Below are 25,961 nucleotides of genomic sequence, written 5' to 3'. Positions count from 1 at the left end.
CGCCATCGCCCGCAGAACGGGTGATTCCGACGTTCTCTGCCCTGCTCGCAGGGGAGATGCCCGGAGGGCGGAGGGGTAGTCCACGAAACGAAAACGGCCCGGTCTCCACCGGGCCGTTTTTTTATCCCGATCGTTCACGCGCTATCCGCGCAGCGCGGATTCCAGATCGGCCAGCCGCGCTGGCGTGCCGACGTCGGTCCATGCGCCGCGATGGTGCGAGCCCCCGACCCTTCCGCATGCGATCGCCGTTTCCAGCAGTGGCCGCAGCCTGAAGCGCGGCGGTTTCGCGTCGGCGCCCGGCGCAGCGCCGACCGCCTCGCGCCAGCCATCCAGCAACTCGCGGCGGAACACGCCGATGCCGCTGTAGGTGAGCCGGGGTTCGCCGTCGTCGTGCAGGTAGCCTTCGGCGTCCAGCCGGAAATCGCCACGGGGATGATGCGCGGGATTGTCCGTCAGCAACAGGTGCGCGAGGCCTCGCGGCTCGGCGGGCAGGGCGGCGTAGTCGGCGTCGCACCACACGTCGCCGCTCACCACCAGGAACGGCTCGGAACCCAGCAGCGGCAGCGCGTTGAGCATGCCGCCGCCGGTTTCCAGCGGCGTCGGGCCTTCGTAGGCGTAGCGGATGCGCAGGCCCCAGCGCGAGCCGTCGCCCAGCGCGGCAGGGAACTGCTCGGCCAGGTGCGAGGTATTGATCACCACGTAGTGCACGCCGGCCGCGGCCAGCTTTTCCAGGTGCCACGCGATCAGCGGCTTGCCGCCGACGTGGAGCAGCGGCTTGGGCGTGTGCTCGGTCAGCGGGCGCATGCGTTCGCCCAGGCCGGCGGCGAAGATCAGCGCGTGCCTCATGCGGCCACCTGCGAGAGGTCGCGCCCCTGCGCGTGGCGTTCCAGCAGCGCGGCAAAGTCGGCCAGCTCGGGGTAGCTGCGCGCCACCTCGATCACGTAGCGGTACACCTGCGGCACGTCCTTCAGGTAGCCCGGTTTGCCATCGCGATACCACAGCCGGTAGAACTGGCCCAGCACGCGCACGTGGCGGTGCAGGCCGGTGAGGTCGAACCAGCGCAGGAAGCGCGCCGCGTCGATTTCCACGCCGATCACGCCGGCCTGTCGGAGGCGCAGCCTGTATGACTCCACCCAGCCTTCCACGCGTCCGCGCGGCCAGGCGATGTAGGCGTCGCGCAGCAGCGAGGCAAGGTCGTAGGCGAGCGGGCCGTGCAGTGCGCCCTGGAAGTCGATGATCCCCGGGTTGTTCTCACCGACCGCCAGCAGGTTGCGGCTGTGGTAATCGCGGTGGACGAAGCAGCGCGGCTGCGCCAGCGCATTGCGGATGATCACGTCGAACGCCGCTTCCAGCACGTCCCACTCTTCGCAGCTGGGCGTGTGGCCGAGATGGCGTTCGAGGAACCACGTCGGCATCACTTCCAGCCCGTTCACCAGCACCGTGTGGTCGAACGGCGGCAGGTCCTCGCAGGCCACCTTCGTCTGCATCGTGAGCAGCGCGTCCATCGCGTCGCCGTAAAGCTTGTCCGCATTCGCCTCGTTCAGCTCGGCGAGATATAGCCGCGAACCCAGATCCTCGATCAGCAGGAAGCCCTGTTGCAGATCCTGCGCCGCCACCTTCGGCACGTGCAGGCCGGCGGCGGCCAGCCGCGCACCGATCGCCAGCCACGGTCGCGGGTCCTCCTGTGCCGGCGGCGAGTCCATCACGATCCAGCTGTGGCCGTGGTGGCGGGTGCGCCAGTAGCTGCGGAAACTGGCGTCGGCCGAGGCGGGCTCCAGCGTCAGCGCGTCGTCGTCGAGCGCGCGGCGGGTCCAGGCGAGGCGGGCGGTGGCGCGGTCGGGCGTGGAAATCATGGCAACCATCGATGGCGGAACCGCGCCAGCTTAGCGAGCCGCCGCCACGCTGGCGAGGCAATCGCGCATGACGGCGTTGACCTCGCGGCGATGAATCAGTACCATTTTGGTACCGATTCAAATGCACCAGCCCGAGCCTTCCCCATGCTCCGCGTCAGCCGACTGACCGATTACGCCACCGTGGTGATGACCTGCATCGCTGCGCACCCCAGCGAGGTGCTCAGCGCGGTGCAGATCGCCGACGAGTCGCGGCTGGAACTGCCCACCGTGAGCAAGCTGCTGAAGGCACTCGGCCACGCCGGCCTGGTCGAATCGTTCCGCGGGGTCAACGGCGGCTACCGGCTGGCGCGGCCGGCCAGCGGGATTTCGCTGGCCGAGATCGTCGAGGCGCTGGAAGGCCCGATCGGCATGACCGAGTGCAGCGTGGCCGAGGGCCAGTGCGACCGCGAATCCCAGTGCGGCGTGCGCGGCAGCTGGCAGCTGATCAACAACGTGCTGGAGAACGCGCTGCGCGCGGTCAGTCTGGCCGACATGCTCAAGCCCCAACCGCGGCCGCCGCGGCGGATTGCCGCTGTGGCCGTGAGCGAGATCGCGATGCCGGCGAAGGCCGGACGGATCACCACCGAATGAACGACACCATGATCAACGAAGGCAGCACCGCCACCGCGTTGCGCGACAACGCCGGCGTGGCCGAAGCGCTGGGCCGCAGCTACAGCGCCGGCTTCGTCACCCAGATCGAGATGACCGGCCTGCCGCCGGGCCTGGACGAAGGCACCATCCGCGCGCTGTCCGCGGTCAAGCGCGAGCCGGAGTGGATGACCGAGTGGCGGCTTGAAGCCTATCGCCATTGGCTGACCATGCCGAAACCGGACTGGGCCAAGCTCAACATCGACCCGATCGACTACCAGGCGATCAGCTATTACGCCGCGCCCAAGAAGCAGCCCAAGTCGCTGGACGAGGTCGACCCGGCACTGCTGGAAACCTACGAGAAGCTCGGCGTGCCGCTGCACGAGCGTGCCGCGCTGGCCGGCGTGGCGGTGGATGCGGTGTTCGACTCGGTCTCCGTCGGCACCACCTTCCGCAAGCAGCTGGCCGATGCCGGCGTGCTGTTCTGCTCAATGAGCGAGGCGATCCGCGAATACCCGGAACTGGTGCAGAAATACCTGGGCAGCGTGGTGCCGACCGGCGACAACTTCTTCGCCGCGCTGAACTCGGCGGTGTTTTCCGACGGCAGCTTCGTGTTCATCCCGAAGGGCGTGCGCTGCCCGATGGAGCTTTCCACCTACTTCCGCATCAACGCGCAGAACACCGGCCAGTTCGAGCGCACCCTGATCGTGGCCGAGGAAGGCGCCCACGTCTCCTACCTCGAAGGCTGCACCGCGCCGAAGCGCGACGAGAACCAGCTGCACGCGGCGGTGGTCGAGCTGGTGGCGCTGGAAGGCGCGCAGATCAAGTACTCCACCGTGCAGAACTGGTACCCCGGCGACGAGAACGGCGTGGGCGGCATCTACAACTTCGTCACCAAGCGCGGCGACTGCCGCGGCGACGATTCCAAGATTTCCTGGACCCAGGTGGAAACCGGCTCGGCGATCACCTGGAAATACCCTTCCGTGGTGCTGCGCGGCGACCGCTCGGTGGGCGAATTCTACTCGGTGGCGCTGACCCATCACTTCCAGCAGGCCGACACCGGCACCAAGATGATCCACCTCGGCAAGTTCACCAAGTCGAAGATCGTCTCCAAGGGCATCAGTGCCGGGCGCAGCTCCAACAGTTACCGCGGCCTGGTGAAAATGGAGAAGGGCGCCGAGGGCGCGCGCAACTATACCCAGTGCGACAGCCTGCTGATCGGCAAGCAGTGCGGCGCACACACCTTCCCGTACATGGAGGTGAAGAACCCCACGGCGATCGTCGAGCACGAGGCCACTACCTCGAAGATCTCCGACGAGCAGATGTTCTATTGCCGCAGCCGCGGCATCGGCGAGGAAGACGCCGTGTCGATGATCGTCGACGGCTTCTGCAAGCAGGTCTTCCGCGAACTGCCGATGGAGTTCGCGGTGGAGGCGAAGAAGCTGCTCGAGGTAAGCCTCGAAGGCGCGGTGGGTTGATCGATTGCGCTTCCCCCTCAAGGCCGTCATTTCCGCGTGAGCGGGAATCCATTGACGCTCTTGCGGCACTCCGAAATTGGATTCCCGCTTGCGCGGGAATGACGACAGTAAAAGCTGCGAAGGCATAAAGAGCCATGCTGAAAATCGAAAACCTGCATGCCCGCGTCGAGGGCAAGGAAATCCTCAAGGGGCTCAGCCTCACCGTGAACGCGGGCGAGGTGCACGCGATCATGGGGCCTAACGGCGCCGGCAAGTCCACCCTGGGCAATGTGTTGTCCGGCCGCGAAGGCTACGAGGTGACTGCCGGCACGGTGACCTACAACGGCATCGACCTGCTGGCGCTGGAACCGGAAGCGCGTGCTGCCGCAGGTGTGTTCCTGGCGTTCCAGTACCCGGTGGAGATTCCCGGCGTCAACAACACCTACTTCCTGCGCGCGGCGCTGAATGCGCAGCGCAAACGGCGCGGCGAGAAGGAACTTGATTCCATGCAGTTCCTCAAGCTGGTGCGCGAGAAGCTGAAGGTGATGCAGATTTCCGACGAGCTGCTCCACCGCGCGGTCAACGAGGGCTTCTCCGGCGGCGAGAAGAAGCGCAACGAGATCTTCCAGATGGCGGTGCTGGAACCGCAGCTGGCGATCCTCGACGAGACCGACTCGGGCCTCGACATCGACGCGCTGAAGCAGGTGGCGCAGGGCGTCAACACGCTGCGCTCGCCGGATCGCGCGTTCCTGATGATCACCCACTACCAGCGCCTGCTCGACTACGTGGTGCCGGATTTCGTGCATGTGCTGGCCGGCGGCCGCATCGTCGAGAGCGGCGACAAGTCGCTGGCGTTGAAGCTGGAGCAGCATGGCTACGCCGGGATCGGCGAAAGCCGTCCGGCGGGAGCCGTGGCATGAACCAGCCGGCATCGCTGCCGTTGGCCGAATCGTTGCTCGCGGCGCCGCTGCCGGCCGGCGGCCCCGCGTGGCTGGACGCGGCACGGCGTGAGCATCGTGCCGCGTTCGCCGCCGGCGGCCTGCCCGACACGCGGATCGAGGCGTGGAAGTACACCGCGTTGCGCGGCCTCGCCCAGCGCCGCTTCGCCGACGGCGATGCGGCCGCCGCCGCCCGCGGGGTCGATGTCGCGGCGTTCGCCTTGCCCGGCGTGGAGGGGCCGCGGCTGGTCTTCGTCAACGGGGTGTTCCGCGCCGACCTGTCGGCGCTCGAAGCGCTGCCCGCGGGGGTTTCGCTGCAGCCGCTGTCGCAGGCGCTGCGCGGCGACGCGGAACCGTTGCGTTTTGCGCTGTCGCGGCCGGCCCTGGTCGGACACGGCCGCGAGGCCGGCGACGCGTTCGCGCAGATCAACGCCGCCCGCGCCGCCGATGGCGTGGTGCTGCGAGTTGCCGCCCATGCGAAGAGCATCGCGCCGGTACGGCTCGTCTTCGTGGGCGCGGCGGCCGACGCCGAGCTCGCCTGGCACGCGCGCAACGTGATCGAGCTGGGCGAAGGTGCCGAACTGGACCTGGTCGAGCAGCATGTGAGTCTTGGCGAACAGGCCCAGCTGGCCACCCTGGTCAGCGACATCGAACTGGGCGACCACGCCCGCCTGCGGCATGTGGTGGTGCAGGATGCCGCCGCCGGCGCCAACCTGATCCGCCGCAGCGGCCTGCGCCTGCACGCGCGGGCGCAGGCGACGCTGCACGTGCTGGAACTCGGCGGCGCGCTGGTACGCCACGATCTGCGGGCGGAGCTGGTCGGCGACGGCGCGCAGTTCCACACCCGCGGTGTGTTCATGCCCCACGGCCGCCAGCACATCGACACCCAGCTGGCGATCCGCCACCAGGCGCTGGATACCACCTCCAGCTCGCACTGGCGCGGCGTGGCCGGCGACCGTGCGCGGGGCGTGTTCCGGGGCGCGATCGTGGTGGCGCCCGGCGCCGACGGCAGCGATGCCAACCTGAGCAACAAGAACCTGCTGCTGTCGCCCGCTGCCGAGATCGACACCAAGCCGGAACTGGAAATCTACGCCGACGAAGTGAAGGCCGCGCACGGCGCCACCGTGGGCCAGCTCGACGAACGCTCGCTGTTCTACCTGCGTTCGCGCGGCATTCCGCTGGGCGAGGCGCGCGCGCTGCTGACCGCCGCGTTCTGCCGCGCGATGCTGGACGACCTGCCGAATGCGGTGTTGCGCGAGCACCTGTCGGGCCTGCTGATCGCCCAACTGCCCGCCTGATTTTTCTCCTCCCCGGCAGGCAGGGGAGGGAGCTACCTACGGAAAGCCGAAGATGACCGCATCGCAAGCCAGCACGCCCACCGTCTTCGACGTCCAGCGCATCCGCGCGGACTTCCCGTTGCTGGCGCGCTCCGTGCACGGCAAGCCGCTGGTGTATCTGGACAATGCCAACACCAGCCAGAAGCCGCTGTCGGTGATCGAGGCGCTGGACGACCACTACCGCGAACACAACGCGAACGTGGCGCGGGCGGTGCATCAGCTGGGCGAGGAAGCCACCGCCGCCTACGAGGGCGCACGCGACAAGCTGGCCCGCTTCATCAACGCGCCGTCGCGCAACGAGGTGATCCTCACCTCCGGCACCACCCAGTCGATCAACCTGGTCGCCTACAGTTACGCACTGCCGCAGCTGAAGTCCGGCGACAGCATCCTCACCACGGTGATGGAGCACCACGCCAACATCGTGCCGTGGCAACTGGTCGCCGCGCGTAGCGGCGCCACGGTGAAGGCCGCGCCGATCGACGAGCGCGGCGAGCTGATCTTGGAGAAGTACGTCGAGATGCTGACGCCGGAGGTGAAGCTGGCCTGCGTCACCCACGTCTCCAACGTGCTGGGCACGGTCAACCCGGTGCGCGAGATCGCGCGCGAGTGCAGGAAGCGCGGCATCGCGCTGCTGGTCGACGGCTCGCAGGCGGCGCCGCACCGGCCGGTCGACGTGCAGGCACTGGGCTGCGATTTCTACGCCGTCACCGGGCACAAGATGCTCGCCCCCACCGGTACCGGCGCGCTGTGGGCGAAGCGCGAGCACCTGGAGGCGATGCCGCCGTTCTTCGGGGGCGGCGAGATGATCCGCGAGGTGCGCTTCAGCGGCACCACCTTCGCCGCGCCGCCGCACAAGTTCGAGGCCGGCACGCCGAACATAGCCGGCTTCGCCGGGTTGTCGGCGGCGGTCGACTACTACGAGTCGGTGGGCTTCGAGGCGATCCATGCATGGGAGCAGCAGTTGCTGCACTACGCCACCGAGCGCCTGCGCGAGATCCCCGGCCTGCGCATCATCGGCGAGGCGGCGCAGAAGGAGCCGGTGATCTCGTTCCTGCTGGAAGGCGCCCAGGCCACCGACCTGGCCACGCTGCTCGACCTGCAGGGCGTCGCCGTGCGCTCAGGCCACCACTGCGCGCATCCGCTGATGCAGTTCTACGACGTGCCGGCCACGCTGCGCGTCTCGCTGGCGTTCTACAACACGCGCGAGGAGATCGATGCGTTCATCGTGGCCCTGCTCAAGGTGCGCAAGCTGCTGCTGTGAAGCGTCGGAAGGTCGCATGGCCTTGCCGCCGCCGCCCGCATTATGCTTCCCGTTCCCTCCGTTACCTCCGATCCCATGCTCGCCAAGCTCCCCGGCCTGATCCGCATCCCGCTGGCGTTGCTGCTGCTCGCCGGCAACATCGTGCTCCACGTGTTGCCGCTGTTCGCCTTCACCCTGGTCAAGCTGATCGTGCCGGTGCCGGCGATCCGGCAGGCCTGCTCGCGCCTGCTGGTGCGCATCGCGGAGAGCTGGATCGGGGTCAACGGTCGCCTGTTCGACCTGTTCACCCGCATCCGCTGGCGGATCGAGGGGCTGGCGGGGCTGCGTCGCGACGGCAACTACCTGGTGCTGTGCAACCACCAGAGCTGGGTGGACATTCCGGTGCTGCAGCGGGTGTTCAACCGGCGCATCCCGTTCCTGCGTTTCTTTCTCAAGCAGCAGCTGATCTGGGTGCCGCTGCTGGGGCCGGCCTGGTGGGCGCTGGATTTCCCGTTCATGAAGCGCTACTCGCGGGAAACCCTGCTGAAGCATCCGGAACTGCAGGGCAAGGACCGCGAGGCAACCCGCCGCGCCTGCGAGAAGTTCCGCCACATGCCGGTGTCGGTGATGAATTTCGTCGAAGGCACCCGCTTCACGCCGGCCAAGCACGCCGCGCAGTCCTCGCCCTACCGCTACCTGCTGCGGCCGAAAGCCGGCGGCCTGGCCTTCGTGCTTGACGCGATGGGCGATGCGTTGCATGCCATCCTCGATGTCACCATCGTCTATCCGGAAGGCCGCTGCACGATGGCGGATCTCATCGCCGGTCGCGTGCACGATATCCGCGTGCATGTGCGCGAACGGGCGATCGAGGCCGGGTTGCTGGGCAATTACGACGAGGACGCGGCGTTTCGCGGACGCGTCAAGTTGTGGGTGAACACGCTGTGGCGCGAGAAGGACGCCCAGGTGGCAAGCATGCTGACGGCGGCGGATGCCGCACCGACGGGAAATTGATATGCGTATTCTGATCGTTGGCGCCGGCGCCACCGGCGGCTATTTCGGCGGACGCCTGTTGCAGCACGGGCGCGACGTGACCTTCCTGGTGCGCGAAAAGCGCGCGATGCAACTGGCGCAGCACGGCCTGTCGATCCGCAGCGTCACCGGCGACGCCGACCTGCCGTCGCCGCCGACAGTGCAGGCCGGCGAGCTGCATGGGCCATATGACCTGGTCCTGCTGAGCTGCAAGGCGTACAGCCTGGAACAGGCGATGGCCGACATCGCGCCGGCGGTGGGGCCGGACACCACGATCCTGCCGTTGCTCAACGGCATGCGCCAGCTCGACCTGCTGGACGCGCGCTTCGCTGCGTCGCACGTGCTGGGCGGGCAGTGCGTGATCGCCGCCACGCTCGACGGGCAGGGCGTGGTGCGGCATCTCAACCAGTCGCACAGCCTCACCTTCGGCGAGCGCGACGGCAGCGCGTCGACGCGCATGCGGCGGATCATCGAGGCCCTTTCCGGCGCTGGTTTCGACGCGCGCCCGAGCGGCACGGTCCTGCAGGACATGTGGGACAAGTGGATCTTCCTCGCCTCGCTGGCCGGGATCACCTGCCTGATGCGCGGCTCGATCGGCGAGATCGTGGCTGCGCCGGGCGGCACCGCGGCGGCACTGGACCTGCTGGAGGATTGCCGTGCGGTGGCGGAACGCTCCGGCCATGCACCGAGCGAGCAGACCCTGCAGCGCGCCCGCAGCGTGTTGACCGAGGCCGGCTCCACGCTGACCGCCTCGATGCTGCGCGACCTGCGGCACGGCTACCCGATCGAGGCCGACCACGTGATCGGCGACATGCTGGCGCGCGCCGGGCAGCCGCTCGACGGGCGCTCGCTGCTGGCGGTGGTCTACGCCCACCTGAAGGTCTACGAGGCCGGCCGGGCATCGCCCTCGGCCTGACCCGTCGCACACCGGCAAAAAAGCCGCGGCCCTGCGGCCGCGGCTTCCGGGCGGAACCGGGTGCGCCGGATTACCAGATCTTCACCTGCTTCGCGCCGTCGCGCACCATCGCGTCGCCCGCCTTGCAGCGGAACGCCCGGGCGAACTCGGGCATGTTCGACGGCGCGCCGATCGCGCGGAACTGCGCCGGCGCATGCGGATCGGTGTTGAGCAGGGTCAGCTGCGCCTCGGGGCGGATGTTGCCGCGCCACACGCGCGCCCAGTTGAGGAAGAAACGCTGGTCCTGGGTGTAGCCGTCGATCTTGCGCCGGGCTTCGGCCGGGTTCTTCGCCAGCGCCATCTGCAGCGCGGTGTACGCCGCGTTGAGGCCGCCCAGGTCGCCGATGTTCTCGCCCATGGTGAGCTGGCCGTTGACGTGCTTGCCGGGCAGCGCCTCGTAGCCGTCGAACTGCGTGCCGAGCTTCGTGGTGCGCGCCTCGAACGCCGTGCGGTCGGCCGCGGTCCACCAGTTGACGTTGTTGCCGTGGGCGTCGAACTTGCTGCCCTGGTCGTCGTAGCCGTGGCCCATCTCGTGGCCGATCACCGCGCCGATGCCGCCGTAGTTGATCGCGTCGTCCGCGTTCGCGTCGAAGAACGGCGGCTGCAGGATCGCGGCAGGGAACACGATTTCGTTCTTCTGCGCGCTGTAGTAGGCGTTCACCGTCTGCGGGGTCATGCCCCATTCGGTGCGGTCGACCGGCTTGCCGATCTTGGCGATCGCGTAGTCGTAGTTGAACTTGTTCGCCGCCTGCACGTTGCCGAAGTAGTTGTGCGGCGTCAGCGCGAGGCCGGACCAGTCGCGCCACTTGTCGGGGTAGCCGATCTTCGGCACGAAGGTCGCCCACTTCTGCAGCGCCTTCTGCCTGGTCTCGTCGCTCATCCATTCGAGCTGCTCGATGCGCGTGCGGAAGGCCGCGCGTAGGTTGGCGACCAGCTCCTCGGCGCGCTGCTTCGACACCGGCGAGAAATGGTCGGCCACGTATAGCTGGCCCAGCGCCATGCCCATGCCGTCGTTGGTGGCGTCGAGCACGCGCTTCCAGCGCGGCTTCATTTCCTTCTGGCCGTTCAGGGTCTGCGCGTTGAACGCGAAGTCCTCCTGCTGGAACGGCGCGGACAGGTACGGCGCCGCGTTGGCGATCGCGTGGTAGCGCAGGTAGGCCTGCCATTGCGCCAGCGGCACGTCGCCCAGCATCTTCTGCACCTCGGCGAAGAACTTCGGCTGCGACAGCGAGAAGCCGTCCTTCACGTCGGCGCCCTGCGCCTTGAAGAACGCGGCCCAGTCGAAGTCCGGCGTTACCTTGTCGGCCTCGGCGAGGCTGACGTAGTGGTAACGGTTTTGCGGGTTGCGCATTTCCACCGGAGGCAGCGACACGGCAGCGAGGCGGGTTTCGAACGCCAGCACCGATTTGGCCTGCTGCTGCGCGTCGGCGGCGCCGGTGCCGGTGCCGGTCAGTTCGAGCAGCTTCGCGATGTGCGCCACGTAGGCGGTGCGGATCTTCGCGTAGTCGCTCTTGCTGTAGTAGTCGACGGTGGGCAGGCCGAGGCCACCCTGGCCGGCGTAGGCGATCTGCCGGTCGGAGTCCTTGAAGTCGGCGTTGCCGAAGAAGCGGAACAGCACCGGCTCGCCCCGGGCGTAGCTGTCGCGGATGTAGCCGACCACGTCGGCGCGGTTCTTCAGTCCGCCGATGCGCGCCAGCTGCGGCTTGACCGGATCGAAGCCGGCCCGGTCGATGGCCGCTTCATCCATGCCGGAGGCGTACAGATAGCCGATCTTCTGCTCGATCGAACCTGGCTTGGCGACAGCCGCTTCGCGCGCGGCTTTCTCGACGATCGCGTGCTGCACGTTGAGGCTGTCCTCGCGCAGCGCGTCGAACGAACCCCAGCGCGTGCGGTCGGCGGGAATCGGGTTGGCGGCCACCCACTTCGCGTTGACGAAGCCGTTGAAGTCGGTGCAGGCCTTGATCGAGCTGTCCAGCTCGTTCACGTCGAAGGCGGTGGTGGAGGCGGCGAGGGCGCCGCCGCCCAGCGTCATCGCCAGGGCGAATGCCAGCGGCTTCATGCAACGGTGCTTCATGGGCGGTTTCCTTCGGGTCGGGGACGCAGGCGTCCGGTGATTGACAGCGTCGCAACATATTGCGAACCTCGCAGGCTAGGCAGGAGGGCAGGAAGCTGCACAGTGTCGAAGGTCACGCCCGGGCCGTCTGCCCCAGGTCATGGTGGGGGCGCCGGGCGGCGCACTATCATCATGGCGATGAACGCACAGACGCTTCCCGTTTTCCGCGCGGCGACCCACGCCGATGTCGATGCCATCGTGGCCCTGGTCGAATCCGCGTATCGCGGCGAATCCGGCCGGCGCGGCTGGACCACCGAGTCGCACCTGCTGGACGGCCAGCGCACCGATGCGGCCGACGTGCGCGGACTGATCGAGCGCCCCGGCAGCCGCATCCTGCTGGCCGAACGCGACGGCCGGCTCATGGCCAGCTGCCATGTCGAGCACCAGGGCGACAACGGTTATTTCGGCATGTTCGCGGTAGACCCGGCCGGGCAGGGCAGCGGGCTGGGCAGGCAGGTGCTGGCCGAGGCTGAGCGGATCGCGCACGGGGAGTGGCATTGCCGCGCGATGCGCATGACGGTGATCGTGCAGCGCGAGGAGTTGATCGCCTGGTACGGGCGCCGCGGTTATCGGCGCACCGGCGAGTACCAGCCGTTCCCGTACGGCGACGAGCGCTTCGGCATCCCGCGCCGCGACGACCTGCGCTTCGAGGTGCTGCGCAAGGACTTCGACGGGGTTGCCGCGTGAACGGATGGGTCCGCGTCGGCACCCGCGGCGACTTCCTGCCGGGCGAGTACAAGGTGGTGTGGGATGGCGACACCCCGATCGCCGTGTACAACATCGACGGCGCGCTGTACGCGGTCGAGGACATCTGCACCCATGACGGCGGCGACCTGGCCGGGGGCGAGGTATTCGGCTTCGAGGTGGAGTGCCCGCGCCACGGCGCGCGCTTCGACCTGCGCACCGGTGCGGTGACGAAACCGCCGGCGTACGAGCCGATCGCCAGCTTCCCCGTGCGCGAAGAAGACGACGCGATCTGGACCCGCGACGACCGCTGAAGTCGACTTCGCCTGGTCGCGGGACCAGGCCGCGCGCATCCATATGCAACAGCGGCTGCGCGAAGCGGCGGCCGAGCTGCTGCACCGGGTCGATGCCGGCGCGGCGATCCATGTCTGCGGCAGCCTCGCTGGCCTGGCGCCTGGCGCCGGGCGTCGGGCGTCGACGCGGTGTTGCGTGAAGTGCTGGGCGACGCGCGGGTCGGACAGTTGCGCGAGCAGGTGCGGTACCGGCGCGACGTCTACCGAGTCGTGCGGCGCCGTCGCCGGCATGACCAATGGCCTATGCCGATGGCGCGGCTTGGGAGCAGTCTGAGGGGGTTGCCCGGGGGGAGTGATCGTGATGCGGCGTGTCGTGCGCAAGTGGGGGTGCGTGTGTGTGCTGACCCTGGCCTGGCCGTGGCTGGCGGCGGCGCAGCAGGCAGCATCGTCGGCAGTGACGCCGGCTGCATCACCGCCGTTGGCGGCATCCACTCCGGCACCGGCCGGCGCGCTGCTTCCCGGGATTCCGTTCGCGGCCGCCGATGCGGCGGCCGTCACCGTGCCGAGTGCCGCCAATGCCTGGGGCGGCGAGCGCAGCGGCAGCGAGACGACCCTGTCCGATCGCGTGGTGAGCTACCGCATCGACGCCGAGCTGGACGCGGCGAAGCACGCGGTGAGCGGCCGGGAGCGCATGACCTGGCGCAACCGCAGCGATCGCCCGGTCGACCGCATCTACGTCCATCTCTACCTCAACGCGTTCCAGAACGAGGGCAGCACCTGGTTCACCGAGCGCGAGGTACTCACCGCGCACGGCCGTTCGCGCGGCGCGGCGGTGCTGAAGAAGGGCGAGTGGGGTTGGATCGAGCTGAGGCAGGTGAAGCAGGGTGACGCCGCGCTGAAGTGGCGGTTCGTGCAGCCTGACCACGGCCCGGCCACCGACCAGACCGTGGCGCAGATCGACCTGGCCGAGCCGGTGCCGGCCGGCGGCACGCTGACGCTGGACATCGACTTCCTCAGCCAGTTGCCGCGGGTGGTCGAGCGCACCGGCTGGTTCGGCGACTTCAACCTGGTGGCGCAGTGGTTCCCGAAGGTCGGCGTGCTGGAACTGGCCGGCGAACGCGGCGCCACCGCGCCGCAGTGGAACGTCCACGAGTTCCACTTCAACAGCGAGTTCTACGCCGACTTCGGCCTCTACGACGTGCGCCTCACCGTGCCCAGCGACTACACCGTGGGCGCGGTCGGCAAGCTGCAGGGGCCGCCCGAGACGGCGAACGGCAAGAGCACGTACCACTTTATGCAGGGCGACGTGCACGATTTCGCCTGGGTCGCCGCGAAGGGCTACAAGACGCTGGATGGCAGCTGGCAGGGGCCGGGCAGCCCGAAGGTCGATGTGCGGGTGATCTATCCCGCCGAATACGCCGCCAGCGCCGCGCCGGTGCTCAAGGCCACCACCGACTCGCTGACGTTCTTCTCGGACTCGCTGGGCGCCTACCCGTACCAGACGGTGACGGCGGTGGTGCCGCCATACAACGCCTCCGAGGCGGGCGGCATGGAGTATCCGACCTTCTTCACCGCCGATGGCTACGCCAGGGTCGAGCCGGGCACGCTCACGCAATACGCGCTCGACTTCGTCACCATCCACGAGTTCGGCCACGGCTACTTCTACGGCATCCTGGCCTCGAACGAGTTCGAGGAGCCGATCCTCGACGAGGGCATGAACGAATACTGGGACGACCGCATGCTGCGCGGGCGCGGCCAGGACATCGTGGCGGCCAGCGGCTGGATGAAGCGCCTCGGCATCGCGCCGGTGATCCGGCCGTTTGCCGCCGAGCGCCTGATCGCCGGCCTGCGCAAGCCGCCCGACCCGCTGGGTGCGAATGCGTGGGACCGCCTGTCCAGCAGCAGCTACGGCACGGTCTACGCGCGCACCGCCACCGCCATGCACGACCTCGAGGAGCGCCTGGGCAAGCCGGCGCTGGAGCGCGCGATGCACGAATACTACCGGCGCTGGCGCTTCCGCCATCCGTCGGTGGCCGACCTGCGCGCCACCCTGGCCGAGGTCTCCGGCAACCGGCAGGCAGTCGATGCGATCTTCGACCAGTACGTCTACGGCACCGCCCAGATCGATGACAGGGTCGCCAGCATCGACGCGGTCGAGGTGCTGCCGCAGCCCGGCACCGTGATGAAGGACGGCAAGCGCAGCGAGCTCGATGCAGGCGCGCTCGACAGGCAGGTCGACAGCCAGCGCAGGAGTTGGAACAAAGCCCATCCGGAGGCGAAGCCGGGCAGCGGCCCGTTCCCATGGCGCAGCACCGTCACCGTGCGCCGCGACGGCGCGCCGGTGCCGCAGCTGTTGCGGGTGACGTTCGCCGACGGCAGCCATGAGGACGTGCGCTGGAACGATGCCCGCCGCTGGGCCCGCTTCGGGTTCGTTCGGCCGGCCAAGGTCGTCTCGGCCGAGCTGGACCCGGAGCAGAAGATCCTGCTCGACGCGAACAAGCTCAACGACAGCCTGGCCAGCAAGGCCGACGGCGCCGCCTCGCGCCGCTGGAGCGCCGATGCCGCCGCCTTGCTGCAGGCCTTCTATGCCTTGGTGGGGTCGCTGTGATGATGATGGGCAAACCTGCTTCCCGCCGGGTCGACTTCGCCGCGGTTGCACGCGCGCCGCTGGCCGCCATGCAGTGGCGCCTGCTGCTGTTGTGGACCGTGCTGCTGCTGTTGCCGACCGCCGTGGTCGGCGTGCCGTTATGGCGTTCGTTAGGCGGCCTGCTCGACCATTCGGTGCACGCGCAGGCGTGGGCCGAACGCTTCAGCCCGCTGATGTTCGGCGATGGCCTGTCGGTGCTGGGCGACGATACCGGCTGGCTCAAGGGCGCGGCCCTGCTGGGCCTGCTGCTGACCCTGCTGCTGTCGCCGTTCCTCAACGGCATGCTGGTCGGCAGCGGGCGCGCCGGGCGCGTGCTGGGCTTCGGCCATCTGCTCCAGTGTGGCATCGTCGAATACGGCCGCATGTTCCGCCTGATGCTGTGGTCGGTCGTGCCGTATGCGGCGATGGCGGTGTTGATCGGCGTGGTGTTCGACGCGGCGGACCGGATCGGCGCCCGCGCCGTGCTGGAGTCGCAGGCCGATCGCGCCGTGCACATGGCGGCCGCGCTGGCCGTGCTGCTGTTCGTGCTGGCGCAGGCGATCGTGGAGTCCGCCCGGGCGGTGTTCATCGCCAACGGCGGTCTGCGCTCGGCCACGCGAGCCCTCGGCCGCGGCTTCATGCAACTGTTGCGGCGGCCCTTCAGTACGCTGCTGAGCTACCTGCTGATCAGCCTGGTTGGCTATGCGCTCGCCCTCGCGCTCGGCGTCGGCCGCATGCACACGCCGGCGCTCGGCGTGGGCGGCACCGTGCTGGCCGTGCTGCTGGCGCAACTGGTGGTGCTGGTGCTCGGCTGGGTGCGCGTGGCGCGGGTGTATGCGCTGGCCGAAGTGGCGCGCTCGCTGTCGTCAGGCCGGCGCGCCGGCGGGATGCCGCAGCCGCTGTGAGGCTCCGCCGTCGCGGCCGCCCGCGACTCAGCCGTAGGCGCGGCGATGCTCGCGATGCGGCGGGTAGTAGGCAAACACGTGGCTGTGGCTGCCGTAGAAGTCCATGTCCTCGATGTGTTCGCCGCCGAGCCGCTCGGCCACCCGGTCGGAGGCTTCGTTGCCGACCCGCACCAGGCTGATCACGCGCTGGGCATGTAGGTGGTTCCAGGCGAACTCGAGCACGGCCTCGCCCGCCTCGGTGGCGTAGCCGTGGTGGCGGTGCTCGGGCTTCAGCATCCAGCCCATTTCCAGGTCGGGCCAGCCGTCGGGGTACATCAGGCCGGCGCGGCCGATGAACTCGCCGCTGGCCTTCAGCTCCAGCGCCCACATGCCGCAGCCGCGCAGCTGCCAGTGGCCCAGCAGCATCGCCAGCGAACGCCACGCGTTGGTGCGGTCCAGCGGCTGGCCGTCGCCGATCCAGCGGGTGCTGTCCGGGTCGGCCAGCATCGCGGCATAGTCGGCGAAGTGCCGCTCGGTAAGTGCAGTCAGGCGCAGGCGCGCCGTTTCGATGGTGGGGATTTCAACAGGCATCACGTTCAACGTTGGGCGACAGCCAGCAGCTCGGCCAGGGCACGGGTACTGCCGGCAAGGCTCTCTTGCCAGGACAAGCCGGTGATTGTCTCACCTGTGACCGAATCGACAAAATCCTCGGCCTGGCCGGGCGGCAGCAGGTGCCGGTAGTCCACGGTGATCTCGCTGCCGGCGGGCAGCTCGGCCAGCGCGAAGACGAAACCCAGGTGCCACAACCCGTTCGGCGTGAAGCTGTGGTTGATGTAGCACTCGTCCGGCCAGTCCGGCGACAGCGTGTAACGGTCCTCGAACCAGCGCGCGCTGGCGTGGAACTGCGCACGGAGCTCCGGCGAGGCCATGATGTCAGCGTAGCGGAACGTCTGCTCGATGCCGTCCGGCGCGGTGATGATGCGCCCCGCCGCCACGGCTTCGTCTAGGAACAGGCCATTGCCGGCGCCGCGGATGGCGGAGGCGGCGATGTGGTAGCGCGGCAGGATCATGGCGGGGCGGCGTCGGATTGGGCGCGCGAGTGTAGCGCAGGCGGCGCGGCCTGCCACGGGCCGCGCCACCCGGTTCCCGGCCGGGGAGTTCGCTGGCCGGCTATTCCCCGGCCGCCGCCTCCGCGACGGCCGCCTGTTTGCTCTTGCGCGCTGACTTGGCGGGAGCCTCCGTTCCGGCGCCGGTCGGGGCGGCTTCGTCGGCGAGCAGGATGGCGGCCCGGTTGCGCTCGATCGTGGCCTTGCCGATGCCCTTGACGTGCTTGAGGTCGTCGGCCTTCTTGAACGGGCCGTGGGCTTCGCGCCAGGCCACGATCGCCTCGGCCTTGGCCGGGCCGATGCCGTCCAGCGACTTGGCGATGGCGGCCGCGTCGGCCTGGTTGATGTTGACCGGCGTGGCGGCCAGCAGCAGTCCCGGCATGGCCAGGGCGAGTGCAAGCACAACAGCGACGAGTTTGCTGAACATGGCCTTTCTCCTTGGTCGGTGGTGGCGGCATCCGGGTGCCGCCGGCGCACTATGCCGCCGCGGCGAGGGGCCGCGCAGTGGGAGACGCCGCAGGGTTGGCGTGCGCGGCGGGCGCTTTCGCCTGTGGGCGGCTTCCGCTCGCGTGTCGGTGCGGTGGAAGCGCGCTGTTACAATGCCGCTCTTGTCCGCCTGATGGAGTGAGCCATGGATACTGCCCGCCTTTCCCGCTTCGTCAGCGGCCTGTGGGACGACGAGATCGTGCCCCAACTGGTCGAGTACATCCGCATTCCCAACAAGTCGCCGATGTTCGACAAGGACTGGGTGGCGCACGGCTACATGGATGCGGCAGTCAAGCTGATGGAAACCTGGGCGCGCTCCAAGCTGAGTCAGCTGCCGGGCGCCACGCTGGAGGTGGTGCGGCTGGAAGGGCGCACGCCACTCATCTATATCGAGGTGCCGGGCCAGGGCGACGACACCGTGATGCTGTACGGCCATCTCGACAAGCAGCCGGAGATGACCGGCTGGGCCGAAGGCCTCGGCCCGTGGACGCCGGTACTGAAGGGCGACAAGCTGTATGGCCGCGGCGGCGCCGACGACGGCTATGCGATCTTCGGCTCGCTGGCCGCGCTGCTGGCGCTGCATGAGCAGGGCATCCCGCATGCGCGCTGCGTGGTGATGATCGAGGCCTGCGAGGAGTCCGGCAGCTACGACCTGCCGTACTACGTCGACCACCTGGCCGAGCGCATCGGCAGCCCATCGCTGGTGGTGTGCCTGGATTCGGGCTGCGGCAACTACGACCAGTTGTGGCTGACCACCTCGCTGCGCGGCATGACCGGCGGCAACCTCACCGTGCAGGTGCTGGAGGAGGGCGTGCATTCGGGCGACGCCTCCGGCGTGGTGCCATCCAGTTTCCGCATCCTGCGCGAGCTGCTGTCGCGACTTGAGGACCCGGCAACCGGCACGATCAAGCCGAAGGAACTGTACGTCGAGATCCCGCAGCAGCGCATCGACCAGGCGCGGCTGTCCGCCGAGGTGCTGGGCGACGACATCTACAGCAAGTTCCCGTGGGCCGAGGGCATGCAGCCGGTCACGAAGGATCTGGCCGAACTGGTGCTCAACCGCACCTGGCGCCCACAACTCGCGGTCACCGGCGTCGGCGGCATCCCGCCGCTGGAAAGCGCCGGCAACGTGCTGCGCCCGTTCACTTCCGTGAAGCTGAGCCTGCGCGTGCCGCCCACGCTGAGCGGCGCCAAGGCCGGCGAGTTCGTCAAGCAGCTGCTGGAGAAGGACCCGCCGTACGGTGCCAAGGTCAGCTTCACCCTGGAAAAGGACGGCTCGGGCTGGAATGCGCCGGCGCTGTCGCCGTGGCTGGAAAAGGCGGTGGCCGATGCCTCGCAGAACTATTTCGGTGCGCCGGCCACCTATATGGGCGAAGGCGGCAGCATCCCGTTCATGGGCATGCTGGGCGAGAAATTCCCCAAGGCTCAGTTCCTGATCACCGGCGTGCTGGGCCCGCATTCCAACGCGCACGGTCCGAACGAGTTCCTGCACATCCCCACCGGCAAGAAGGTCAGCATGGTGGTGGCCGAGGTGGTGGCACGCCATTTCGGGCAGGCAGGCAAGGCCTGAGGCGATCGCTGGAGCGCGGTTTGTGATGAACGCCGACATGCCCGACCCCGCCCGCCTCGCCGCCAACTGGGCCGACGTGCGCCGCCGGGTGGACGAAGCCTGCCGTACGGCTGGCCGCGAGCCGGCCGAGGTGGGCATCCTGCCGGTCAGCAAGACCTTCGGCCCGGAACTGATCCGCGCCGCCGTGGCGCTGGGCATGCGCCGCTTCGGCGAGAACAAGGCGCAGGAGCTCCGCGACAAGTCGGCGCCGCTGGCGGATTGCGGCATAGCCTGGGTGATGATCGGCCACCTGCAGACCAACAAGGCGAAGGACGTGGCGCGGCTGGCCAGCGAGGTGCAGTCGCTGGACCGGCTGGAGCTGGCCCAGGCGCTGGACCGGCGGCTGCAGCACGAGGGTCGCGCGATCGACGTGCTGGTACAGGTGAAGACTTCGTCCGAGCCCAGCAAGTACGGGCTGCCGCCCGAGCAGCTGGCCGGTTTCCTGGACACCCTGCGCGGCTACGACACCCTGCGCGTGCGCGGCCTGATGACCCTGGCGATCCACTCCACCGACCCGGCCGAGGTGCGCGGCTGCTTCCGTCGCCTGCGCGAATTGCGTGACCGCGAGGTGACGAGGGGACATGCCGTGTCGAGGCTTTCCATGGGCATGAGCGGCGACTTTCCGCTCGCCATCGCCGAGGGTGCGACCGAGGTGCGGATAGGCACCGCCATCTTCGGCGCCCGGCCTTATCCGGATGAATATTACTGGCCGGAAGCGTCATCCGGGGCATGAAATCTTTGTAATTCATAATCTTGCATGCAATTCCTGTGCGGTCTTTTTTTTGAAACGGCAGGGTTCAGTTAACCTCAATCGAACATCTGCACGCCTTCTTCTTGTTAAGTTCACTGCATCGTCACGTCGTCGGCTTCTGCCGGGCGGCCAATCCTGTGAACAACAAGGGATTTTTCCCGGCATGCCCATCAAGCACCTGACCGTTTTCGCTGCGCTCGCTTCCGCGTTGTTGCTATCCGGCCCTCTCCAGGCCCGGAACCTCCCCACCCAGACCGATCAAGCCATCGACACGGCGTTCATGGCTCGTGCCGGTTCGTCCCTGCTGGGGCAGTTGCCGGTATTCAGCCCGGCGTCGGCGCTGGCGCAGTCCGTGCTTCCCGACACCGCCTCGCTGGCCGCCGACCCGGGCGACCTGGGTGACGCGGCGGCCATCGCAGCCAGCAGCGACGACGTGACCGAGCTGCGCAAGGCGCTGCTCGGGGTGGCGATGAAGTTGCGCGACACCCGCTATGTGCGGGGCGGCCGCGATCCCTCGACCGGTTTCGACTGCAGCGGTTTCGTCCGTTACGTGTTCGCCCATGCGGTCGGCATGCAATTGCCGCGCAACTCCGCCTCGCAATTCCTGGCCGGCCTCAAGGTCAACCGGGCCGACATGCAGCCGGGCGACCTGGTGTTCTTCCACACCCGCGGCCGGCGGAATATTTCGCACGTAGGCATCTACATCTCGAACGGCCGCTTCATCCACTCGCCGTCTGCCGGCAAGTCGGTGGAGATCTCCAGCCTCAGCGAGGCTTACTGGGCCAAGCGTTTCGCCGGCGCCAAGCGCCCCGAGGCGATGGCGCAGGTAGCAGCCGACAAGGGCTGAGGCCGGCATTGCCGGTTTTTCGGGAGCCGCCGCAAGGCGGCTTTTTCATGCTCCGCCACGAATGAACGATCGCCGGCGGGCGCGGTCGGAGCGGGGCGTGGCTGGCGGCATCGCCTTGCCGCCCTTACGCTTGAGCCTGCCACCAACGGAAACCGCCCGATGCCATTCGATCTGCCACCGGTTACGCGCAACCTGCTGATCGCCAACGTCGCCGTGTTCCTGCTGCAGCAGGTGACGGGCACGCTCCTGCTGCAGTATTTCGCGCTGTGGCCGCTGGGCAGCGGCCTGTTCGAGCCTTGGCAGATCGTCACCAGCGCGTTCATGCATGGCGGCATCACCCACATCATGTTCAACATGCTCGCGCTCTACATGTTCGGCGGTACCATCGAGCGTACCTTCGGCGCGCGCGAGTTCACCGTCTACTACTTCGTCTGCGCGATCGTCGCCTCGCTGCTGCAGCTGGCGGTGCTGTGGTTCTTCCCGCCGATGCAGTACGGCCCCACGCTGGGCGCGTCCGGCGCGATCTTCGGCCTGCTGCTGGCGTTCGGCATGCTGTATCCGCACGAGAAGGTGATGCTGATCTTCCTGCCGATCCCGATGCCGGCGTGGTTGTTCGTGACCCTCTACGCCGCCGCCGAGCTGACCATGGGCGTGACCGGGATCGAGCCGGGCGTGGCCCACTTCGCCCATCTCGGCGGCATGCTCGGCGGCCTGGTGCTGATCCAGTACTGGCGCGGGCGGCTGCCGTGGAAACCGAAGCGGCGCCTGTTACGCTGAGCGCTTCCACGCCACGAACGCACCCATGACCCAGACCCTGCAGCGCCAGCTCACCCCGCGCCACATCACCTTCATGGCACTGGGCATGTGCATCGGTGCCGGCCTGTTCCTCGGCTCCGCCAGCACGATCCAGCTGGCCGGGCCGTCGCTGCTGTTCGCCTACCTGTTCGGCGGCACGATGATCTTCATCATCATGCGCGCGCTGGGCGAGATGGCCGCGCACGAGCCGATCGCCGGCTCGTTCAGCGCCTACGCGCACAAGTACCTCGGCCCGTTCGCCGGCTACCTCACCGGCTGGAACTACTGGATCCTGATGATGGGTGTGGGCATCGCCGAGAGTACGGCGGTCGGCATCTACATGAAGGCGTGGTTTCCGGGGTCGCCGCAGTGGATCTGGGCGTTCGCCAGCGTGGCGATGATCGGCGGACTGAACCTGATGGCGGTGAAGGTCTACGGCGAGCTGGAGTTCTGGTTCGCGCTGATCAAGGTGCTCACGGTGGTGGCGATGATCGCCGGCGGCTGCGCGATGATCTGGCTGGGCTGGGGCAACGGCGGCAAGCCGATCGGCCTCAGCAACCTGTGGTCGCATGGCGGCTGGTTCCCGAACGGCGTCACCGGCATGGTGCTGGCGCTGCCGGTGCTGGTGTTCTCGTTCGGCGGCATCGAGACGATCGGCATGGCGGCGGCCGAGGCGGCGCAGCCGGAGCGCACCATCCCGCGCGCGGTGAACTCGGTGATCTGGCGCATCCTGATCTTCTACATCGGCTCGCTGTTCGTGATCATGGCGATCTACCCGTGGAACGAGCTGGGCACGCAGGGCAGTCCGTTCGTCACCACCTTCGCCCGGCTGGGCATTCCGCAGGCGGCCGGGCTGATCAATTTCGTGGTGATCACCGCGGCGCTGTCCAGCTTCAACTCAACGATGTTCAGCGGCAGCCGCATGCTGCACAGCCTGGCGACGAAGGGGCAGGCGCCGATGGCGATGGGGCGGCTGAGCGCGCACGGCGTGCCGATGCGCGGGGTGCTGGTGACGCTGGTGTTCCTGCTGTTCGGCGTGCTGATGAACTATCTGGTGCCCGGGCGCATCTTCGGCATGATGATGTCGATCCTTGCGTTCAACACGGTGTGGACCTGGGGCATGGTGCTGGTGGCGCACTGGCGCTTCCGCCGCCAGCAGCCGGTGCCGCTGGCCTTCCGGTTGCGCTGGTTTCCGTTGAGCAGCGTGGTCTGCCTGGCGTTTCTGGCGTTCGTGCTGGTGATGCTCGGCTACAGCGCGGACACCCGCGTGGCGCTGTACGTGGGCGTGATCTGGCTGGCGCTGCTGGCGGTGGGCTACCGCCTGGGCGGCATCGAGCAGCGCATGCGCATGGCGTCGGCTTGAGCTGAGGGGCGCCGCGGACCTTCCCCGCACACCGGGGAAGGGTGGGCCTCAGCGCAGCGCCAGGAAATCCGCGCTGACCACGAAACGCACCGCGTCCAGCCGCAGCCGCGACTGCGGCAGCGCGGCCAGCAGGGCGGTGCGCTCGGCGGCGATGGCGGCGATTTCCGCTGCGCTGACCGACGGGTTCACCGCACGCAGCGCCAGCAGGCGCGACAGTTCCGCATCCAGCGTCTCGGTGGCCAAGGCCACCGCCTCGTCGATGCGCGCCTGCCCGCGCGTGCCGGCCAGCGCCTCGGCGCGCTCCAGCATCGGCGGCACCAGCTTGGCGAGGAACTTGCGGTAGCGCGGTACCTCGATGTTGCGGTCGCCGGCCTTGCGCAGGGCGATTTCGCTGGGAGCGAAGTCGGCGCGCTCGGCCAGCCGGGTGTCGACGGTGACCGCGATCGGCAGGACGGGCAGGAAGCGTTCGGCGTCGAGTTTCCGGTCGGCCACGCATTCGAGCACGAACACCGCCTGCAGCAGCGCGGTACGCGGCGACAGCACGTCGTCGACCATGAAGGCGGCGTTGCCCTGCTCGCCGGATAGCGCCAGGTCAAGCGCGCCGGCGACCAGCGGATGATCCAGCCGCAGCAGCGGCAGTTCCTCGCGCGCCAGTGCCACCTCGCGCGCGAAGGTCACCGACTGCGGGCCCTCGGCGAAGCCGGGCAGGGCGTCGGTGGACAGGTATTGCGGGTCGAGCAGCAGCACCTGGCCGCCGAGTTCCTCGGCATGGATGCCGAACGCCTCCAGCAGGCGCTGCACGAAGGCGTCGCGGGCGGGGTCGCGGTCTTCGCGGGTGAACGCCTGCTGCAGCTCGTCGGCGTGCAGGTCGCGGCTGGAGGCCAGCTCCAGCAGGTGGTCGCGGCCGCCGCGGATCAGCTCGGCCATCTGCTCGTGGCTGGCGCGGGTCTCGGCCAGCAGCGCATCCAGTTCCTGGTCGCGGTTGTCGTCGCCGCGCGCATGCTCGTTGGCCAGCCGGGTCAGCGGCTCGCCGTAGCGGCGCAGCAGCTCGCGACCATCGGCCGGGCTCATGCGGAACGCGTCGACGCCCTCGCCGTACCAGCGCGCCAGCACGTGCTGGGCGCTGTCGGCGACGGCGAGGATGTGGATGGCGATGTCGTGCTTCTGGCCGATCCGGTCGAGCCGGCCGATGCGCTGTTCCAGCAGGTCGGGGTCCAGCGGCAGGTCCCACAGCACCAGCCGGTGCGCGAACTGGAAGTTGCGGCCTTCCGAGCCGATTTCCGAGCACAGCAGCAGACGCGCGCCATCGGGCTGGGCGAAATACGCGGCGTTGCGGTCGCGCTGCACGATGCCGAGGCCTTCGTGGAAACGCGCCACGCCTACGCCGCTGCGCGTGCGCAGCGCTTCCTCCAGCGCCAGCACCTTGGCCTGGCTGCGGCAGATCAGCAGGAACTTGTCCTGCGGGTGGGCGTCGAGCAGGGCGACCAGCGCGTCGATACGCGGGTCGGCGGCGTAGTCGACCTCGATCAGCGCCGGCGGCTGCTGGATGTCGGCGTGGAATTCGGCCAGCAGCGCCTGGCGCGTGCTGTCGTCGACCGTAGCCATCGGCAGCAGGTGCCATTCCGGCCGGCGCTGCGGGAAGCCGCCGACGCCGGCGCGGTTGTTGCGGAACATCGCGCGGCCGGTGCCGTGGCGGTCGATCAGCGCGGCCAGCAGCTCGCGCGCGTTCTCGGGCCGGGTCGACTCGGCCAGACGCGCAGTGAGCACGGCGTCACCGTGGAACGCCTCGGCGAGGGCAGCGCGTTGCGGGTCGTCGAGCGGTTGGCCATCGAGCAGGCGGTCGGCGATCTTAGACAGTGCCAGGTAGCTGTCGGCTTCGGCGAGGTAGCTTTCGAGATCGTGATAGCGCTGTGGATCGAGCAGGCGCAGGCGGGCGAAGTGGCCGCTGCGGCCCAGCTGTTCCGGGGTGGCGGTGAGCAGGACCACGCCCGGGATCGCCGCGGCCAGCTTCTCCACCATCGCGTAGCGCGGGCTGGTGGCCTCTGGCGACCACGCCAGGTGGTGCGCTTCATCGACCACCAGCAGGTCCCACGGCGCGTCCAGCAACTGCTGCGCATGTTTGGGCGAGTTTTCGAGAAAGCCGAAATCGGCGATCACCAGTTGTTCGTCCTCGAACGGATTGCCGGCGTCGCCGGATTGTTCCAGCGCCTCGCAGCGTTCCTCGTCGTAGATCGCGAAGCTGAGGTTGAAGCGGCGCAGCATCTCCACGAACCACTGGTAGACCAGGGTGTCGGGCAACAGCAGCAGCACGCGCGAGGCGCGGCCGGTGGCGAGCTGACGCGCGACGATCATGCCGGCCTCGATGGTCTTGCCCAGTCCCACCTCGTCCGCCAGCAGCACCCGCGGCGGACGCCGGGCAGCGGCGATGCCGGCCACGCGCAGTTGATGCGGCACCAGCCCGATCCGCGCCGCGCCCAGGCCCCACATCGGCGAACGGCGTGCCTCGGCACGCCGTTGCAGGCCTTCCAGGCGCAGCTCGAACTGCGCCACGGCATCGGTGCGGCCGCCGACCAGGCGGTCGTCGGCCTGGCTCACGCTCTGCTCGTCGTCGAGCTGGCCCTCGTGCAGTTCGCGGCCCTCGCCGCGGTAGATCAGCAGGTCGTCGCGGATCTCCACCCGTTCCACCAGGAACGCGATGCCCTTGCCGGCGATGCGCTGGCCGGCGCGGAACTCGGCGCGCACCAGCGGCGCCGAGTCGATCGCGTACGGGCGCAGCACGCCGGCCTTGGCGAACAGCACCTGCACGCCACGCCCTTCGACGCGCAGCACGGTGCCGAGGCCCAGTTCGGGTTCGGCGGAGGAGATCCAGCGTTGACCAGGGACAAACATGTTTCGGCCGTCTTGCATCAAGGGCCGACGATTATCCGCCCCGCGGCCCGCCCTGGGAACCGCTGCGGCGCAATGGTGC

23 protein-coding genes are annotated in these 25,961 nt (G+C 68.7%); 16 read left to right on the top strand and 7 right to left on the bottom strand.

All coding sequences use genetic code 11. The features are described 5' to 3' along the window. Positions 1-141: 141 nt before the first annotated feature. Together murU and DEO45_RS05180 are read right to left on the bottom strand one after the other, a co-directional pair. Positions 142-846, bottom strand: a complete 705-nt coding sequence (gene murU, locus DEO45_RS05185) for an N-acetylmuramate alpha-1-phosphate uridylyltransferase MurU (RefSeq protein WP_114341209.1) — start codon at positions 844-846, stop codon at positions 142-144. Beyond that, on the bottom strand, positions 843-1,853 hold the full coding sequence (locus tag DEO45_RS05180) for an aminoglycoside phosphotransferase family protein (protein WP_114341208.1): 1,011 nt from the start codon (positions 1,851-1,853) through the stop codon (positions 843-845). The genes murU and DEO45_RS05180 overlap by 4 nt, the downstream gene beginning before the upstream one ends. 144 nt (positions 1,854-1,997) lie before the next feature. Between DEO45_RS05180 and DEO45_RS05175 the strand changes: the two genes are divergently transcribed. The 7 genes from DEO45_RS05175 (at position 1,998) to panE (ending at position 9,397) form a co-directional block, all read left to right on the top strand. After that, positions 1,998-2,483 carry an SUF system Fe-S cluster assembly regulator gene (locus DEO45_RS05175; protein ID WP_114341207.1) on the top strand — a complete coding sequence of 162 codons (486 nt, stop codon included), beginning with the start codon at positions 1,998-2,000 and terminating at the stop codon, positions 2,481-2,483. A gap of 8 nt (positions 2,484-2,491) precedes the next feature. Further along, on the top strand, positions 2,492-3,958 hold the full coding sequence (gene sufB, locus DEO45_RS05170) for a Fe-S cluster assembly protein SufB (protein ID WP_189339682.1): 1,467 nt from the start codon (positions 2,492-2,494) through the stop codon (positions 3,956-3,958). Positions 3,959-4,092: 134 nt separating this feature from the next. Then, positions 4,093-4,857, top strand: coding sequence for a Fe-S cluster assembly ATPase SufC (gene sufC / locus DEO45_RS05165; RefSeq protein ID WP_114341205.1), 765 nt, complete (start codon positions 4,093-4,095; stop codon positions 4,855-4,857). Beyond that, positions 4,854-6,173, top strand: a complete 1,320-nt coding sequence (sufD, locus tag DEO45_RS05160) for a Fe-S cluster assembly protein SufD (RefSeq protein ID WP_114341204.1) — start codon at positions 4,854-4,856, stop codon at positions 6,171-6,173. The genes sufC and sufD overlap by 4 nt, the downstream gene beginning before the upstream one ends. Before the next feature lie 52 nt (positions 6,174-6,225). Next, positions 6,226-7,473 (top strand): cysteine desulfurase, encoded by a 1,248-nt coding sequence (locus tag DEO45_RS05155; protein WP_114341203.1) that lies wholly within the window; start codon positions 6,226-6,228, stop codon positions 7,471-7,473. A gap of 75 nt (positions 7,474-7,548) precedes the next feature. Beyond that, positions 7,549-8,463, top strand: a complete 915-nt coding sequence (locus tag DEO45_RS05150; RefSeq protein WP_114341202.1) for an acyltransferase — start codon at positions 7,549-7,551, stop codon at positions 8,461-8,463. A 1-nt stretch (position 8,464) separates the two neighbouring features. Then, positions 8,465-9,397: a 2-dehydropantoate 2-reductase gene (panE, locus tag DEO45_RS05145; RefSeq protein WP_114341201.1), complete on the top strand. Its 933-nt coding sequence runs from the start codon at positions 8,465-8,467 to the stop codon at positions 9,395-9,397. Between the two features lie 70 nt (positions 9,398-9,467). Here the strand turns inward: panE and DEO45_RS05140 are convergent, their stop codons facing one another. Next, on the bottom strand, positions 9,468-11,510 hold the full coding sequence (locus DEO45_RS05140; protein ID WP_114341200.1) for a M13 family metallopeptidase: 2,043 nt from the start codon (positions 11,508-11,510) through the stop codon (positions 9,468-9,470). A gap of 177 nt (positions 11,511-11,687) precedes the next feature. Here DEO45_RS05140 and DEO45_RS05135 point away from each other — a divergent pair, with 177 nt between their 5' ends. The 4 genes from DEO45_RS05135 (at position 11,688) to DEO45_RS05115 (ending at position 16,057) form a co-directional block, all read left to right on the top strand. Then, the gene (locus tag DEO45_RS05135) at positions 11,688-12,236 is read left to right on the top strand and encodes a GNAT family N-acetyltransferase (RefSeq protein WP_114341333.1); all 549 of its coding nucleotides are present in this window, start codon (positions 11,688-11,690) and stop codon (positions 12,234-12,236) included. Then, entirely contained in the window at positions 12,233-12,547 is a 315-nt protein-coding gene (locus DEO45_RS05130) for a non-heme iron oxygenase ferredoxin subunit (RefSeq protein WP_114341199.1), read from the top strand. The genes DEO45_RS05135 and DEO45_RS05130 overlap by 4 nt, the downstream gene beginning before the upstream one ends. A 340-nt stretch (positions 12,548-12,887) precedes the next feature. Continuing rightward, the gene (locus tag DEO45_RS05120) at positions 12,888-15,134 is read left to right on the top strand and encodes a M1 family metallopeptidase (protein WP_114341332.1); all 2,247 of its coding nucleotides are present in this window, start codon (positions 12,888-12,890) and stop codon (positions 15,132-15,134) included. Beyond that, a complete protein-coding gene (locus DEO45_RS05115) occupies positions 15,134-16,057 on the top strand; it encodes a hypothetical protein (RefSeq protein ID WP_317616004.1) in 924 nt (307 codons plus the stop codon). The genes DEO45_RS05120 and DEO45_RS05115 overlap by 1 nt, the downstream gene beginning before the upstream one ends. A gap of 27 nt (positions 16,058-16,084) precedes the next feature. Here the strand turns inward: DEO45_RS05115 and DEO45_RS05110 are convergent, their stop codons facing one another. The 3 genes from DEO45_RS05110 to DEO45_RS05100 form a co-directional block, all read right to left on the bottom strand. Then, positions 16,085-16,627 carry a GNAT family N-acetyltransferase gene (locus tag DEO45_RS05110; RefSeq protein WP_114341198.1) on the bottom strand — a complete coding sequence of 181 codons (543 nt, stop codon included), beginning with the start codon at positions 16,625-16,627 and terminating at the stop codon, positions 16,085-16,087. 5 nt (positions 16,628-16,632) lie between these two features. After that, on the bottom strand, positions 16,633-17,106 hold the full coding sequence (locus DEO45_RS05105) for an SET domain-containing protein-lysine N-methyltransferase (protein ID WP_114341197.1): 474 nt from the start codon (positions 17,104-17,106) through the stop codon (positions 16,633-16,635). Between the two features lie 100 nt (positions 17,107-17,206). Continuing rightward, positions 17,207-17,569 carry a ComEA family DNA-binding protein gene (locus tag DEO45_RS05100; RefSeq protein ID WP_114341196.1) on the bottom strand — a complete coding sequence of 121 codons (363 nt, stop codon included), beginning with the start codon at positions 17,567-17,569 and terminating at the stop codon, positions 17,207-17,209. Between the two features lie 204 nt (positions 17,570-17,773). Here DEO45_RS05100 and DEO45_RS05095 point away from each other — a divergent pair, with 204 nt between their 5' ends. The 5 genes from DEO45_RS05095 (at position 17,774) to DEO45_RS05075 (ending at position 22,993) form a co-directional block, all read left to right on the top strand. Continuing rightward, positions 17,774-19,198, top strand: coding sequence for a M20 family metallopeptidase (locus DEO45_RS05095; protein ID WP_114341195.1), 1,425 nt, complete (start codon positions 17,774-17,776; stop codon positions 19,196-19,198). A gap of 37 nt (positions 19,199-19,235) precedes the next feature. Then, positions 19,236-19,970, top strand: coding sequence for a YggS family pyridoxal phosphate-dependent enzyme (locus DEO45_RS05090; RefSeq protein ID WP_114341330.1), 735 nt, complete (start codon positions 19,236-19,238; stop codon positions 19,968-19,970). A 181-nt stretch (positions 19,971-20,151) separates the two neighbouring features. Further along, positions 20,152-20,835, top strand: a complete 684-nt coding sequence (locus DEO45_RS05085) for a C40 family peptidase (RefSeq protein WP_114341194.1) — start codon at positions 20,152-20,154, stop codon at positions 20,833-20,835. Between the two features lie 159 nt (positions 20,836-20,994). Further along, the gene (locus DEO45_RS05080) at positions 20,995-21,612 is read left to right on the top strand and encodes a rhomboid family intramembrane serine protease (RefSeq protein ID WP_114341193.1); all 618 of its coding nucleotides are present in this window, start codon (positions 20,995-20,997) and stop codon (positions 21,610-21,612) included. A gap of 25 nt (positions 21,613-21,637) precedes the next feature. Then, positions 21,638-22,993 carry an amino acid permease gene (locus DEO45_RS05075; protein ID WP_114341192.1) on the top strand — a complete coding sequence of 452 codons (1,356 nt, stop codon included), beginning with the start codon at positions 21,638-21,640 and terminating at the stop codon, positions 22,991-22,993. A 48-nt stretch (positions 22,994-23,041) separates the two neighbouring features. Here the strand turns inward: DEO45_RS05075 and rapA are convergent, their stop codons facing one another. After that, positions 23,042-25,882: an RNA polymerase-associated protein RapA gene (rapA, locus tag DEO45_RS05070; protein WP_114341191.1), complete on the bottom strand. Its 2,841-nt coding sequence runs from the start codon at positions 25,880-25,882 to the stop codon at positions 23,042-23,044. Positions 25,883-25,961: the final 79 nt, after the last annotated feature.

The sequence above is a fragment of the Rhodanobacter denitrificans genome, assembly GCF_003335105.1.
In the GTDB taxonomy this organism is placed as follows: Bacteria; Pseudomonadota; Gammaproteobacteria; order Xanthomonadales; family Rhodanobacteraceae; genus Rhodanobacter; species Rhodanobacter denitrificans_A.
This window is presented reverse-complemented; position numbering and strand designations above follow the sequence as displayed.

Coding starts and splice junctions, on each gene's coding strand:
- sufC (WP_114341205.1), top strand. CDS start 4,093: ATGCTGAAAATCGAAAACCTGCATGCCCGCGTCGAGGGCAAGGAAATC.
- DEO45_RS05140 (WP_114341200.1), bottom strand. CDS start 11,510: ATGAAGCACCGTTGCATGAAGCCGCTGGCATTCGCCCTGGCGATGACG.
- rapA (WP_114341191.1), bottom strand. CDS start 25,882: ATGTTTGTCCCTGGTCAACGCTGGATCTCCTCCGCCGAACCCGAACTG.
- DEO45_RS05110 (WP_114341198.1), bottom strand. CDS start 16,627: ATGCCTGTTGAAATCCCCACCATCGAAACGGCGCGCCTGCGCCTGACT.
- DEO45_RS05075 (WP_114341192.1), top strand. CDS start 21,638: ATGACCCAGACCCTGCAGCGCCAGCTCACCCCGCGCCACATCACCTTC.
- DEO45_RS05155 (WP_114341203.1), top strand. CDS start 6,226: ATGACCGCATCGCAAGCCAGCACGCCCACCGTCTTCGACGTCCAGCGC.
- sufB (WP_189339682.1), top strand. CDS start 2,492: ATGATCAACGAAGGCAGCACCGCCACCGCGTTGCGCGACAACGCCGGC.
- DEO45_RS05175 (WP_114341207.1), top strand. CDS start 1,998: ATGCTCCGCGTCAGCCGACTGACCGATTACGCCACCGTGGTGATGACC.
- DEO45_RS05085 (WP_114341194.1), top strand. CDS start 20,152: ATGCCCATCAAGCACCTGACCGTTTTCGCTGCGCTCGCTTCCGCGTTG.
- DEO45_RS05100 (WP_114341196.1), bottom strand. CDS start 17,569: ATGTTCAGCAAACTCGTCGCTGTTGTGCTTGCACTCGCCCTGGCCATG.
- DEO45_RS05090 (WP_114341330.1), top strand. CDS start 19,236: ATGCCCGACCCCGCCCGCCTCGCCGCCAACTGGGCCGACGTGCGCCGC.
- murU (WP_114341209.1), bottom strand. CDS start 846: ATGAGGCACGCGCTGATCTTCGCCGCCGGCCTGGGCGAACGCATGCGC.
- panE (WP_114341201.1), top strand. CDS start 8,465: ATGCGTATTCTGATCGTTGGCGCCGGCGCCACCGGCGGCTATTTCGGC.
- DEO45_RS05115 (WP_317616004.1), top strand. CDS start 15,134: ATGATGATGGGCAAACCTGCTTCCCGCCGGGTCGACTTCGCCGCGGTT.
- sufD (WP_114341204.1), top strand. CDS start 4,854: ATGAACCAGCCGGCATCGCTGCCGTTGGCCGAATCGTTGCTCGCGGCG.
- DEO45_RS05105 (WP_114341197.1), bottom strand. CDS start 17,106: ATGATCCTGCCGCGCTACCACATCGCCGCCTCCGCCATCCGCGGCGCC.
- DEO45_RS05095 (WP_114341195.1), top strand. CDS start 17,774: ATGGATACTGCCCGCCTTTCCCGCTTCGTCAGCGGCCTGTGGGACGAC.
- DEO45_RS05135 (WP_114341333.1), top strand. CDS start 11,688: ATGAACGCACAGACGCTTCCCGTTTTCCGCGCGGCGACCCACGCCGAT.
- DEO45_RS05150 (WP_114341202.1), top strand. CDS start 7,549: ATGCTCGCCAAGCTCCCCGGCCTGATCCGCATCCCGCTGGCGTTGCTG.
- DEO45_RS05120 (WP_114341332.1), top strand. CDS start 12,888: ATGCGGCGTGTCGTGCGCAAGTGGGGGTGCGTGTGTGTGCTGACCCTG.
- DEO45_RS05180 (WP_114341208.1), bottom strand. CDS start 1,853: ATGATTTCCACGCCCGACCGCGCCACCGCCCGCCTCGCCTGGACCCGC.
- DEO45_RS05080 (WP_114341193.1), top strand. CDS start 20,995: ATGCCATTCGATCTGCCACCGGTTACGCGCAACCTGCTGATCGCCAAC.